This window comes from Limimaricola variabilis (assembly GCF_034371605.1).
In the GTDB taxonomy this organism is placed as follows: domain Bacteria; phylum Pseudomonadota; class Alphaproteobacteria; order Rhodobacterales; family Rhodobacteraceae; genus Limimaricola; species Limimaricola variabilis.
This window is the reverse complement of the sequence record NZ_CP139692.1, coordinates 38090-50685: the sequence shown is the minus strand read 5'-3', so window position 1 is coordinate 50685 and position 12596 is coordinate 38090. Positions and strand designations below refer to the sequence as shown.

The window sequence follows — 12596 nt, the reverse complement described above, 5'->3', positions numbered from 1 at the left end:
GGCGGCCCTCACGCGTTCCTCCGGCCGCCGGTCTTGGTCGTCGCTCAGGCCGTCTCGTGTCGTCGGACGATCTCCGACAGGGCCTGCGCGATATCGTCGATCGCGCCCATTGCGGGCACGCTTTCGAGCGTGCCGCGGGCGCGGTAATAGTCGATCAGCGGCGCGGTCTCGGCATGGTAGGCCTCGAGCCGCGAGGCCACCGTCTCGGCGGTGTCGTCGGCGCGGCGCTTGAACTCGGTGCCGCCGCAGCCGTCGCAGGTGCCGGGTGTCGCCGGGCGCTTGAAGCTGTCGTGCCAGCCCTCGCCGCAGGTGACGCAGGTGTAGCGGCCGGAAATCCGCTCCACCATCGCCGCGTCATCGACCTCGAGGCTGATCACGGCCGAGACGCGCTGGCCCCGGCGGGCCAGCAGATCGTCGAGCGCCGCCGCCTGCGCCGTGGTGCGCGGAAAGCCGTCGAGGATCACGCCGCGGGCCACGTCCGGCCGGTCGAGCCGGTCGTCGAGGATGGCGATGACGATCTCGTCGGAGACCAGCTGCCCGGCCTCCATCACGGCCTTCGCCCGCTGGCCGGCTTCGCTGCCCTCGGCCACGGCAGCCCGCAGCAGGTCGCCGGTGGAGAGCTGGACGAGGCCGAAGCGCTCCTCGAGCCTGCGGGCCTGGGTGCCCTTCCCGGCCCCCGGGGGGCCGAGCAGGATGAAGGCGGGCGTCTGCGCTGGGGTATCCCTGCCATCCATCGGCCTCACCCCCGGTTCATGCGGTTGTCGATCAGCTCGTCCACCACCGAGGGGTCGGCGAGCGTCGAGGTGTCGCCGAGGCTGCCATGGTCGTTCTCGGCGATCTTGCGCAGGATGCGGCGCATGATCTTGCCCGAGCGGGTCTTGGGCAGGCCGGGCGCCCACTGGATCAGGTCGGGGCTGGCAATCGGGCCGATCTCTTGGCGCACCCACTGACGCAGTTCCTTGCGCAGCTCCTCGCTGGGCTCGACGCCGTTCATCAGCGTCACGTAGCAGTAGATCCCCTGCCCCTTGACCTCGTGCGGATAGCCGACGACCGCGGCTTCGGCGACCTTCGCATGGGCCACCAGCGCGCTCTCGACTTCGGCGGTGCCCATGCGGTGGCCGGAGACGTTGATCACGTCGTCGACGCGCCCGGTGATCCAGTAATCGCCATCGGCGTCGCGGCGGCAGCCGTCGCCGGAGAAATAGTAGCCCGGATATTGCGAGAAATAGGTCTGCTCGAAGCGCTCGTGATCGCCCCAGACCGTGCGCATCTGACCCGGCCAGCTTTCGGCGATGGCGAGCACGCCCTCGGCTTCGGTCTCCTCGATCACCGCACCCGACTGCGGATCGAGCACGACCGGCCGCACGCCGAAGAACGGCTTGGTGGCCGAGCCGGGCTTCAGCGCGGTCGCGCCGGGCAGCGGCGTGATGAGATGACCGCCGGTCTCGGTCTGCCACCAGGTGTCGACGATCGGGCAGCGGCCCTTGCCCACCACCTCGTTGTACCAGTTCCAGGCCTCGGGGTTGATCGGCTCGCCGACCGTGCCGAGCAGGCGCAGCGCGCTCAGGTCATGCTTTTCGACCGGCGCGGCGCCGTGGCCCATCAGGGCGCGGATCGCGGTGGGCGCGGTGTAGAACTGGTTGACCTTGTGCTTGGCACAGACCTCCCAGAAGCGGCCCGCATCCGGCCAGGTCGGCACGCCTTCGAACATCACGGTCGTGGCGCCATTGGCCAGCGGGCCATAGACGATGTAGCTGTGCCCGGTCACCCAGCCGACATCGGCGGTGCACCAATAAACGTCGCCCTCGTGGTAGTCGAAGGTGATCTGGTGCGTCATCGCGGCGTAGAGAAGGTAGCCGCCGGAGCTGTGCACCACCCCCTTGGGCTGCCCGGTGGAGCCGGAGGTGTAGAGGATGAAGAGCGGGTCTTCCGCGTTCATCTCGACCGGTTCGGAATGATCCCCGGCCTCGGCCATCAGCTCGCCATAGTCGAAGTCGCGGCCGTCGACCCAGCTGGTCTGGCCGCCGGTGCGGCGGACCACCAGGCATTTCACGCCCTCGTTGCAGTGCAGCAGCGCCTGATCGGTGTTGGTCTTGAGCGGGGTCTTGCGGCCGCCGCGCGGCGCCTCGTCGGCGGTGATGACGAGCTTGGCGTCGCAGCCATTGATCCGCGCACCGAGTGCGTCGGGCGAAAAGCCGGCGAAGACCACCGAATGGATCGCGCCGATCCGCGCGCAAGCGAGCATCGCGTAGGCGGCCTCGGGGATCATCGGCAGGTAGATGACGACGCGGTCACCCTTGCCCACGCCGAGGCTCTCGAACACGTTGGCGAGCCGGCTGACCTCGCGGTGCAGTTCGCGATAGGTGATGTGCCTGGCCGGATCGGCGGGGTCGTCCGGCTCCCAGATGATCGCGGTCTGGTCGCCGCGCGTGGCGAGGTGCCGGTCGATGCAGTTCTGCGCGACGTTGAGCGTGCCGTCCTCGAACCAATTGATCGCGACCCGGCCCAGCGTGAAGTCAGCGTTCTGGACCCGGGTATAGGGCTTGATCCAGTCGAGACGCTTGCCCTGCTCGCCCCAGAATCCCTCGGGATCGGTGATGCTCTCGCGATACATCCGCTCATAGGCGTGGGCGTCGACATGGGCGCGAGCTGCAACGTCCGGCGCGGGCAGATGGGCAGGGCTCGAGAGCCTGGTTTGGGTGTTCATGGCGAACCTCCTCCTCCGGTTCCGATGTGCCGCGGGTCTCCTCCTGAGCCGCCCTCGCAAGGGTGGCGTGATGCGCCGCGGCGCGCGATCTCCTCGTGAAGGGGAATAAGCGAATTTTGAAAAAATGTAGGCAAGCCACTCAGGCAGGCTGCCTTTTTTGTAAAAAGATTATCCGCCCATGCCGAAATTCTGTAAATTTCTGCAACTGCACGGATCGTGCTGCGCCCGCAAAGGCCTGTGGGCGCAGGGAAGTGAGAGATCGGCGTCGTTCAACCAGTAGCCGAAATGGTGTAAAGTCGCTCGCTTTTCTTGGTCCGTCGCTCCAAGTTGCGCGGTTGCTGCTGCGTCAACGGGAAACGTGATCGGACAAGCGATTGCCGCGCGGCCATATCGGGACTATTGCCGATGGTTGGCCCGGCGTACCAGGCAGCTTACTCTGGTCCGGCCAAACCGCAGCGAAGCTTCACGGGACAGTCATGAAAACGGACGATTTTCTGAGCGGCCTGGGGCTGGGAGCCTCTTCCCGCATCGACTGGCCCGAGGTCTTTGACAGGCTGCATGAGGGTCTCGTTATCGCCGAGGTGCTGCGCGAGGCGGATGGCAGCCTCAACTGGCGCTATCTGCACGTCAACGATGCCTGGTCGACGCTCACGGGGCTCAGCTCCGATGGCATCATCGGCAAGAAGGTCACCGAGGTGATTTCCGATGTCGAGCCGCATTGGCTCGAGGATTTCGCGCGTGTCGCCGTCGATCAGCGGTCCCGCAACTTCGTCGGCCCGGTCTCGCAGCTCGGCCGGACCTACGACATCCGGGCCTTTCCCGTCGCCGCCGACCGCTTCGGCCTGCTGTTCCTCGATGTTACCGAGCGCGAGGAGAACGAGGCCCGCCTGAAGCGCCGCACGGAGGATCTAGAGTCGCGGCTCAGGGCGGAGTTCGGCACCCGGGCCCGGATTTGGGAGGTTTCGCCCGAGATCCAGGTCGTGGCGAATTTCGACGGCCATTTCGAGCAGGCGAACCCCGCCGCCATCGCTGCGCTGGGGTATTCGCCGGAAGAGCTGCGCCGTACCCCTTTCATGGACCTCGTGCATCCAGACGACCGGGCCAGCACGACCGCCGCCTTCGACAACGTCAAGCAGGACCAGCCGGTGCTGCGCTTCGAGAACCGCTATCGCCGCGCCGATGGCAGCTATCGCTGGCTGTCATGGGTCTCGGTGCCGCATGACGGCAAGGTCTATGCCACCGCACGGGACGTCACCGAGGAGAAGCAGCGCGCCGCCGAACTCGAACTGCGCCGTGCCGAGCGGAGCAACCTGTGGTCCGCATCGCGCGACCTGCATGTCATCATGTCGCATGAGGGGTTTTACCTCGAGCTGAGCGATGCCTGGACGCAGCAGCTCGGCTTCCCGCTGGAGACGTTGCAGGGTGCCAAGTATGACGAGTTCGTCGACGACGAGGACAAGCCGCTCGCCCATGAGCTCTTCAAGAGGCTGCTCGAGACCGGCCAGCTCGATCATGCCGAGCTGCGCATGCGCGACAGCAGCGGCGCCGCACGCTGGTTCGGCTGGAGCGCGGTGGTCCGGGGCGACATCATCTTTGCCACCGGCCGGAACCTCGACGAGAAGCGGCGGCAGGACGAACAGCTTCGGCTCGCCGAGGAAGCGCTGACGCAATCGCGCAAGCTCGAAACGCTGGGCCAGCTCACCGGCGGCGTCGCGCATGACTTCAACAACCTCCTCGCGGTCATCCAGTCGAGCCTGAGCCTGCTGCAGTCGCATATCGACCCGTCCAACGCGCGCGCCAACGCGATCCTTCGCAACGCCCTGTCTGGCGCGGAGCGTGGTGCCCGGCTTGTGCAGCACATGCTCGCCTTCGCGCGCCGGCAGGACCTCGCGCCGACGGCCGTCGACCTTTGTGGTCTGGTCTCCGAGATGGATCAGCTCCTGCAGAGCTCGCTGGGCTCGGGCATCGAGGTGCGCCGCCACATCGATGATGACGTGCCACCCGCGCTCGTCGATGCGAACCAGTTCGAGATGGCCGTGCTTAACCTCGTGGTCAATGCGCGCGACGCGATGGATGGCCGGGGCGTGCTGACCGTCTGCTGCGAGGCGGTCGATTGCGGCGGCGATCCCGAACTTCTGCCCGGCCGCTATGTCCGCCTGACCGTGACGGATGACGGGCCGGGCATGGACGCGGCCACGCTGGCGCAGGCGACCGAGCCGTTCTTTACCACCAAGGGCGTCGGCAAGGGCACCGGTCTCGGGCTGAGCATGGTGCACGGGCTTGCGCGGCAATCGGGCGGCGCCTTTCGCCTGCACAGCGCGCCCGGTCGCGGCACCACGGCGGAGATCCTGCTGCCGGTAGCGGCGTCCGGCATGACGGCCGAGGCCGCGCCTGCCCCTGCCGCGACGCCCCTGCCTGACCAAGGCCCGCGACCAATGAAGATCCTTGCCGTGGATGACGATTTCCTGGTGCTGATGGGCACGGTCGGCATGCTTGAGGAGTTGGGGCACGAGGTGCTGCAGGCGAGCCGTGGCGACGAGGCGCTGGCGATCTTCGAGGCGGAGCCGGATATCGATCTCGTGCTGACCGACCAGGCCATGCCGGGCATGACCGGGGCGCGGCTTGCCGAGGCCATCCGGGCAAAGCGTCCCGACATGCCGATCATCCTGTGCACCGGCTATGGGGAGCTGCCGGAGGGGAGCGAGCCCTTTGTCACCAGCCGGCTCGGCAAGCCCTTCTCCGACCGCCAGCTCGCCGATGCCATCACCCGGGCCGCGCACCCGGCCGGCTGATCCCTGCCGGGCCAGGGGCTATTCGCGCGGCGCGTCCTTGCTCAGCAGGTCGTCCTCCTGCGCGCGCTCGGCCCGGACCATGGAGATCAGCGCCTTTTCCTCGGATTGACGAAAGGCGGCGGCTTCGGCCTCGGGCCGCGCCTCGGTGCGGCGCGGCGTGGTCCTCTCGCGGTCTTGCGGCGCGGCCGGGGCCCCCGCCCCTTCGAGCCGGATGCGATAGGTGGTGTCGGGGATCGACACACCTGCCGCCTCGATCGCGCCCTTGACCAGCCGGATCGCGTCGCCGCGCGCGGTGGCGAAGCCGGTGGCGTTCTGGTCGATCCAAGCGCTGGAGCGCAGGATGGCGCCTGCCTCGGTCACGTCCTCGATCCAGACCAGCGGCGCCGGTTCGGCCAGCACGAAGGGCAGCCCGGCCAGCGTTTCCTGCGCGAGGATCCGCGTCGCTTCGAGATCGGCGTCGGGGTCGATGCCGATATCGAAGCTGAAACGCCGCTCGGGGTTGCGGGTGTAGTTGATCATCCGGCTCTTGAAGACCACGGCGTTCGGGATGCGGATGTGGTTGCCGTCGAGCGACAGCAGGATCGTCGCACGCGAGGTCAGCCGGATCACCCGCCCGGTGTCCCCCTCGATCTCGACGAGGTCGTTGGGCTGGAAGGGTTGGCGCAGGCTGAGCATGATCGAGGCCACGAAGTTTTCGACCGTGTCGCGCACGGCGAAACCGATGGCGAGACCGACGAGGCCCGCCGCGCCGAGGATGGTGCCCAGAAGCGCTGCTGCCCCCGCGATGTCGAGCGCCACCACCACGCCGGCAATGCCCATCACCACCCGCACCGCCTGCCGGTAGAGACCGGCGATGAAGGCGTTCGGCGCCAGCCGGTCCCAGAACCGCGCGCGTGCAAGCAGAAAGCCGAGCCCCACTACGGCCGCGAAGACCGCCAAGGCCAGCAGCAACAAGGGCAGCCGTCCCACCGCCTGCTCGATCCGGGTGCGAAAGCGTTCGAAGGCGGGGTTCAGCTGCTCGGCGATCTCGCCCGTCGCCTCGATATCGTTGCGCACCGCCACCACGCCGTCGAGGCGCTCCGCGATCGCGGCTATCTCTTCGCTGTCGGCCTCCTCGGCCACCTCGCCGCTAAGCCGGACGACCCCGGCCTGCACGCCCACGCCGATGCCATCGCGCCCCAGCGCCTCGAGGATCGCGCCGAGCCGCGCGGCGATCTCGTCGTCGGGGCGGACAACCTCCACGGCGATGGGGGGCGGCGGCGCCGGGTCGGGCGCCTCCTGCGCATGAAGTGGGATCAGCGATGTCAGTGCGAGGGCGAGGGCGAGGGCGAGGAGGAGGGATCTGGACATGCCGCAGAGCTAGGGCCGCCCCGCCCGGCGCCCATCCCTGCCTCGGGAAACGGTGCGATGAATTCCACGGCGTAGTCTCGGCAGGCCCTCATGACGGTGGCTTCGTCCACCGGCTCGTCGGGGCCTTCGCCCGGGCCGCACGGCGGGCGCGAAATGGCGCGGTAGAATTCGCCATGGCGCGGTGTCGTCAGCAAAAGGTAGCGCGCGGTCTCGCTTTCGACTCGGAATCCGTGAACCGTGCCGGGCGCGAAATGGGCGAAGGCGCCCGGACCCGCTATGTGGCAAGGCAGGGCGTCGATATAGACGCTGAGCTCGCCCTCGATGACATAAAGCGACTCGATGTCCTCCGCATGCCGGTGCAGCGGCACGGTCTCGCCGCGTGACGCGGTCTCGTCGATCATCGCATAGGCGCCGCCGGTCATCCCTCCCGTCGCGAGGAAACGGGTGCGCGTCTCGCCCGAGCGCCGCAACTCCGCAGCACCGGGTTCGAGGAAATATGGATAGGTCCCGTAGATCTCTTCAGCCGTGACGGACATGGCGGTCCCTCCCCGCAAAGGCCCTTCGGGACGGCGGAAAGCCGGCACGCATCGGGCCAGGTTCCGGGGTACAGCATAGCACGGCGGCGGGCACGGAACCCCATGCAAATGCGGTGGGCCGGCGCGCGTTGGCCGATTATGGCCGGTCCCGGCAGCTGCGGTTATCGAGACACGGCCACGGCTTTCTCGGGGTCCTGCGGCATCGCCACGTTGTCGGGGCAGATCAGCGCGCCTGCCGAAACCAGCCGTTCGATCCGCGCCGCGTCGTAGCCCAGTTCGGCCAGCACCTCGCGGCCATGCTGACCGAGCAGCGGTGCCGGGCGGGCGGCGGGGGGCGTTTCGCCGGAATACTTGACCGGGTGGCCGATCCCCTTCACCCGGCCGGCGCGCGGATGGTCGGTCTCGACGATCATGTCACGCGCCAACGCCTGCGGGTCCGACTGCATCTCGGGGATGGTCAGAACCGGCCCGGCGGGCAGCCCGGCAGCCTCCATCCGCGCCAGCCAATCGGCGGTGTCGCGGCCGCGCAGATGGCCGTTCAGGATCTTGACCAGCGCGGGGAGGTTCTGCATCCGGTCGCGGTTCGAGCCGAAGCGCGGATCGGCGTCGAGCTCGGGCGCCTCGATCACCTGCAGCAGCCGCAGCCAGTTCTGCTGGTTGGCGGCGCCGACATTGATCCATCCGTCGCGGGTCTCGAAAGCCTGATAGGGCGCGTTCAGCGGGTGGGCCGACCCGACCGGGCCGGGCGTCTCGCCGGTGGCGAAGGCGATCGCGCTCTGCCAGTAGGTGAGCGTGATCCCGGCCTCGAAGAGAGAGGTGTCGACCTTCTGCCCCTGCCCGGTTTCGCGCGCCTTGGCATAGGCCGCGCAGCAGCCCATCGCCGCGAGCAGGCCCGCGGTGATGTCGGTGATCGGCGCGCCGGGCTTGACCGGCGGGCGGCCCGGCCCCTCGCCGGTGATCGACATCAGCCCCGACATGCCCTGCGCGATCAGGTCGAAGCCGCCGCGCGAAGCATAAGGGCCGGTGCGGCCGAAGCCAGAGATCTCGCAATAGACGAGGCGGGGATTGATCGCGCGCAGGCTGTCATAGCCGAGGCCCAGCTTTTCCATCGTGCCGAGGCGGTAATTCTCGATCACCACGTCGGCCTCGGCCAGCAGGTCGCGCAGCGCCTCCACCCCTTCGGGGTGCTTGAGATCGAGCGCGATGCCGCGCTTGTTGCGGTTCATCATCAGATAGGCCGCGCTCTCGCCCGCGATCTCGGGCGGCACGAAGCGGCGGCTGTCGTCGCCCGTGGGCTTCTCGACCTTGATCACGTCGGCGCCCATATCGGCCAGCATCAGCCCGCAGGCCGGGCCCGCCATGATATGGGCGAGCTCCACCACCTTCATGCCCGCCAAGGGTCCGCTGCCGCTCATCTGCCCCTCCAGTCCGGCTTGCGCTTGGCGAGGAAGGCTTCCATCCCGTGGCGGAAATCCTCACTCATGTAGCACATCTCGATCAGGTCGGCGTCCTCCACCGCGCGCGCCTCGCGGTTGCGCCGCATAGCCTCCTTGGTGGCGCGCAGTGTCAGCGGCGCCATGCCTGCCAGCGTGTCGGCGATCTCGCCCGCGCGCGTCATCAGCGCAGCCTCGTCGGGCAGCAGCTCGGAGACGAGGCCAATGGCGCGGGCCTCCTCGGCCTCGATCAGCCGGGCGGTGAAGATGATCTCGCGCAGCCGTCCCGCGCCCAAGAGCTCGGTGAGCCGCGCGAGGTTGGCGGCGGAAAGGCAGTTGCCCAGCGTCCGCGCGATCGGGAAGCCGAAGCGCAGATTGGCCGCCGCGATCCGCAGGTCGCAGGCCGCCGCGATCGCGGCCCCGCCCCCGGTGCAGGCGCCGTTCAGTGCAGCCAAGGTGGGCAGCGGGCAGGTCTCGACCGCGCCTAGCACTTCGGCGATCCGCGCCTCGTAGCCATGCGCGTCCCCGGCCGTCTCGAAGCCGCGGAACTGGGTCATGTCGGTGCCCGCCGCAAAGGCGCGGCCGCCCACGCCCGAGATCACCACCGCGCGTAGCGATCCGTCGGTAGGCACCTTGGCGCAGGCTTCGGCCAGCGCCTCGTACATGCCGAAGGTCAGCGCGTTGCGCGCGGCGGGTCGGTTGAAGATGATGTGGAGCGTCGCGCCGCGACGCTCCGTGATCAGCTCATCTGTCATCGGTAGAAATACTCCACGAGGAACAGCGGCACCGAAGGCACGTAGGTGCACAGCATCAGCACCGCGAGCAGCACCGCCACGAAGTAGACATTGACCTTCGAGACCTCCCAGATGTTGGCGCGCGCCACCGCGCAGCTGGTGATCAGCACCGAGGCCACGGGCGGCGTCTGCTGACCGATGGCGAGGTTGAGCGTCACGACGAGGCCGAAATGTACCGGGTCGATGCCGGCCTGTTGGATCAGCGGGATGACGATCGGCACCACCAGGATGATCGCCGCCGCCGAGTGCAGGAAGAAACCGATCACCAGGAAGAACACATTGAGGATCAGCAGGATCGCCCATTGCGCGCTGGTGATCGCCAGGATGCCCTCGGCCAGCTGCTGCGGGATCTGCGCCCGGGTGAGAAAGCCGCCCATCAGCACCGAGGCCGCGACCAGCAGCATCACCACCGCCGTCTGCATCCCGCCGTCGAGCATCGCCTGCCGCAGATGCTTGAGATCGACCTTGCGATACCAGGCCGAAACCACCAGCGCGGCGATCACCGCGAGGCCCGCCGCCTCGGTTGCGGTGACAAAGCCGCCGAAGATGCCGCCCAGGATCACCACCGGCAGCGCGAAGGCCGGCAGCGCGTCGATGAAGGTGGCCTTGAGGCGCGGGATGTTGAAAGCTTCCTCGGTCGGCAGGTTGTAGCGCCGCGCGAACCAGTAGGCGACGCCCATCAGCCCGGCCGCGCCGAGCACGCCGGGCACGAGCCCCGCGACGAAGAGCTGCTCGACCGAGGTGTTGGCCGAGGCCGCGTAGAGGATCATCGGGATCGAGGGCGGGATGATGATCGCCAGCGAGGCCGAGGACGAGGTCACCGCCGCCGAGAGCGCGCCGGAATAGCCGCGCTTCTTCATCTGCGGGATCAGGATCGAGCCCATCGCCGCCACGTCGGCCACCGCCGAGCCAGAGATCTCGGCGAAGAACAGCGACACGCCGATATTGACCATGGCGAGGCCGCCCCGGACGAAGCCGATCAGCGCCGAGACGAAGTTGATCAGCCGGTCGGTGATGCCGCCCGCGTTCATGATCGCGCCTGCGAGCACGAACATCGGGATCGCGATCAGCGAGAACTTGGTCGCGCCGCCATACATGTCGAGCGCGATCGCCGCGAGCGAGTTGACGCCCTCGGTGGCCAGAAGGCCGATCACCCCCGCCATGGCCAGCGCCACGGCGATCGGCACGTTGATGCAGATCAGCGCCACCAGCGCCACGAAGATCAGCAGCATCAGCATCAGCGGACCTCCCCGATCACGTGGCCGGCGCTGCGGCTCATCTCGGTATCGACCTCCTCCTCGATCTCGGCATGTTCGAGCGAGATGCCGCGCGCGGTCTTGGACCAGTAATCCGGCAGGCTGAGCAGTTGGCCAAGGATGAACAGCAGCGCGCCGATCGGGATCACCGATTGGGTGAACTGCACCGGCACCCAGGTCAGCGAGACGAGGTAGGAGCCTTCGAGGATCGCCAGCACCTGAAAGCCGGCCCAGGCCATCAGCGCGAAGAAGGTCAGCACCACCGCCTCTCCCAGCAACAGCGCCGCCAGCCGCCAGCGCAACGGCAGAGCCAGAAGCACCGTGTCGAAGCCGATATGCCGCCGCTTGAGCGCCGCCAGTGCCGAGCCGTAATAGGTGATCCAGGCCAGCATGATCGCGGCGACCTCGTCGTACCACGAGAAGCTCTCGCCCATCAGGCGGGCGATCACGGCGACGATGACCACCACGGTCAGCGTTACCATCAGCGCCACCATGATCCATTCGAGCAGCAGCGCCATCACGGCGGATATCCGGTTGAGACTTTGCATGGCCCTTGGGGTCCTCGCGGCCTGTGAGGGGGTGTGGCGGGGCGGATGCCCGGCGCCGGTCAAAGCTGGCTGTGTCATCGCTCGCTCGCTGGATGGGCTGCTCCCGACCCGCCGGGCGCGGGACGGGCGAGGCGGATGCGACGGGGCGCCGCCCTGTCGGACGGCGCCCCGGTCCCGCTCAGCTCGATCCGCCGAGCGCGAGTACCTTGTCGATCAGATCGCCACCGCCATCGACCTCGGCGGCGAAGGCGTCGTAGACCGGGCGCGACGCGGCGATGAAGGCGTCCTTGTCGGCCTCGTTCACCTCGACGCCGGCAGCCTTGATCTCCTCCAGCAGGTCGACCTCGAGCTGGGCCGCGTGCTCATAGGTGAAATCCTGGGTCTGGCTGGCGCAGTCCTTGAGCGTCGCCTGCATCTCTTCGGGCAGCCCGTCGAAATGCTTTTTGGAGGCGAGGATATAGGCCGGCGTGTAGACATGGCCGGTGATCGAGAGGTAGTCCTGCACCTCCTGGAACTTGGCCGAGGCGATCTGCGCGTAGGGGTTTTCCTGGCCGTCGATCACGCCGGTCTGCAGCGCGGTGAACACGTCCGAGAAGGACATCGGCGTCGGGTTGGCGCCGTATTGCTGGAACATCTTCACCCGCCAGCTGCCGTTCGGTGTCCGCAACTTCACCCCGTCGAGATCGGCCGGCACGTTGATTGGGCGCAGGTTGTTGGTGATGTGGCGAAAGCCGTTCTCGGCGAGGCCGACGATGGTGTAGCCCTTGTCGTTGGCGGCCTCTTCGAAGACGTCCATCATCTCGGCCTGGACCCGGCGCATGTGGTCGCGATCCTTGATGATGTAGGGCATCTCGAACACCCCGAAGCGGTCATCGACCGAGGACATCACCGAGGAGGGCAGCGCGAACTGCACCTGCCCGAGCTTGAGCTTCTGCAGCATCTCCTGGTCGTTGCCGAGCTGCGAGGAGCCGAAGGTCTGCACCTCCGCCGTCTCGCCGAGGGCCGCGTTGGCGCATTCGGCGAAATGCTCGGCGGTCGCCTCGAAGAGCGAGCCGGGATTGCCGACATGGCCGAAGCGCAGCGTCATGTCGGCGGCCGCGGCCTGCCCGGCGATCAGCGCCGAGATCGCCGCGGTCGCGAGAATCTTTATGGTCATCTTGTCGTCCTCCCTGGTGAATCT

The 12596-nt window shown here is 67.9% G+C and carries 10 protein-coding genes; 1 reads left to right on the top strand and 9 read right to left on the bottom strand.

Features of this window, described 5'->3' with window-relative positions:
- Positions 1-44: 44 nt before the first annotated feature.
- Entirely contained in the window at positions 45-734 is a 690-nt protein-coding gene (locus tag T8T21_RS16020) for an adenylate kinase (RefSeq protein WP_322337689.1), read from the bottom strand.
- 5 nt (positions 735-739) lie between these two features.
- Positions 740-2707: an acetate--CoA ligase gene (gene acs, locus T8T21_RS16015; protein ID WP_322337688.1), complete on the bottom strand. Its 1968-nt coding sequence runs from the start codon at positions 2705-2707 to the stop codon at positions 740-742.
- Positions 2708-3183: 476 nt separating this feature from the next.
- On the opposite strand from acs, the gene T8T21_RS16010 reads away from it, so the two are divergent.
- The gene (locus tag T8T21_RS16010) at positions 3184-5499 is read left to right on the top strand and encodes a PAS domain S-box protein (RefSeq protein ID WP_322337687.1); all 2316 of its coding nucleotides are present in this window, start codon (positions 3184-3186) and stop codon (positions 5497-5499) included.
- A gap of 18 nt (positions 5500-5517) precedes the next feature.
- Here T8T21_RS16010 and T8T21_RS16005 read toward each other — a convergent pair whose 3' ends face one another.
- From T8T21_RS16005 to T8T21_RS15975, 7 genes are all read right to left on the bottom strand, one after another.
- A complete protein-coding gene (locus T8T21_RS16005) occupies positions 5518-6849 on the bottom strand; it encodes a mechanosensitive ion channel family protein (RefSeq protein WP_322337686.1) in 1332 nt (443 codons plus the stop codon).
- Positions 6804-7385, bottom strand: coding sequence for a cupin domain-containing protein (locus tag T8T21_RS16000; RefSeq protein WP_322337685.1), 582 nt, complete (start codon positions 7383-7385; stop codon positions 6804-6806). Before T8T21_RS16000 ends, T8T21_RS16005 begins: the two co-directional genes overlap by 46 nt.
- A gap of 161 nt (positions 7386-7546) precedes the next feature.
- Positions 7547-8800 carry a CaiB/BaiF CoA transferase family protein gene (locus T8T21_RS15995; RefSeq protein ID WP_322337684.1) on the bottom strand — a complete coding sequence of 418 codons (1254 nt, stop codon included), beginning with the start codon at positions 8798-8800 and terminating at the stop codon, positions 7547-7549.
- Positions 8797-9573 carry an enoyl-CoA hydratase gene (locus T8T21_RS15990; protein ID WP_322337683.1) on the bottom strand — a complete coding sequence of 259 codons (777 nt, stop codon included), beginning with the start codon at positions 9571-9573 and terminating at the stop codon, positions 8797-8799. Before T8T21_RS15990 ends, T8T21_RS15995 begins: the two co-directional genes overlap by 4 nt.
- Positions 9570-10850, bottom strand: coding sequence for a TRAP transporter large permease (locus tag T8T21_RS15985; RefSeq protein ID WP_322337682.1), 1281 nt, complete (start codon positions 10848-10850; stop codon positions 9570-9572). Before T8T21_RS15985 ends, T8T21_RS15990 begins: the two co-directional genes overlap by 4 nt.
- Positions 10850-11416 (bottom strand): TRAP transporter small permease, encoded by a 567-nt coding sequence (locus T8T21_RS15980; protein WP_322337681.1) that lies wholly within the window; start codon positions 11414-11416, stop codon positions 10850-10852. The genes T8T21_RS15985 and T8T21_RS15980 overlap by 1 nt, the downstream gene beginning before the upstream one ends.
- A 178-nt stretch (positions 11417-11594) precedes the next feature.
- Positions 11595-12572: a TRAP transporter substrate-binding protein gene (locus tag T8T21_RS15975; RefSeq protein ID WP_322337680.1), complete on the bottom strand. Its 978-nt coding sequence runs from the start codon at positions 12570-12572 to the stop codon at positions 11595-11597.
- Positions 12573-12596 lie beyond the last annotated feature (24 nt).

Coding starts and splice junctions, on each gene's coding strand:
- T8T21_RS16020 (WP_322337689.1), bottom strand. CDS start 734: ATGGATGGCAGGGATACCCCAGCGCAGACGCCCGCCTTCATCCTGCTC.
- acs (WP_322337688.1), bottom strand. CDS start 2,707: ATGAACACCCAAACCAGGCTCTCGAGCCCTGCCCATCTGCCCGCGCCG.
- T8T21_RS16010 (WP_322337687.1), top strand. CDS start 3,184: ATGAAAACGGACGATTTTCTGAGCGGCCTGGGGCTGGGAGCCTCTTCC.
- T8T21_RS16005 (WP_322337686.1), bottom strand. CDS start 6,849: ATGTCCAGATCCCTCCTCCTCGCCCTCGCCCTCGCCCTCGCACTGACA.
- T8T21_RS16000 (WP_322337685.1), bottom strand. CDS start 7,385: ATGTCCGTCACGGCTGAAGAGATCTACGGGACCTATCCATATTTCCTC.
- T8T21_RS15995 (WP_322337684.1), bottom strand. CDS start 8,800: ATGAGCGGCAGCGGACCCTTGGCGGGCATGAAGGTGGTGGAGCTCGCC.
- T8T21_RS15990 (WP_322337683.1), bottom strand. CDS start 9,573: ATGACAGATGAGCTGATCACGGAGCGTCGCGGCGCGACGCTCCACATC.
- T8T21_RS15985 (WP_322337682.1), bottom strand. CDS start 10,850: ATGCTGATGCTGCTGATCTTCGTGGCGCTGGTGGCGCTGATCTGCATC.
- T8T21_RS15980 (WP_322337681.1), bottom strand. CDS start 11,416: ATGCAAAGTCTCAACCGGATATCCGCCGTGATGGCGCTGCTGCTCGAA.
- T8T21_RS15975 (WP_322337680.1), bottom strand. CDS start 12,572: ATGACCATAAAGATTCTCGCGACCGCGGCGATCTCGGCGCTGATCGCC.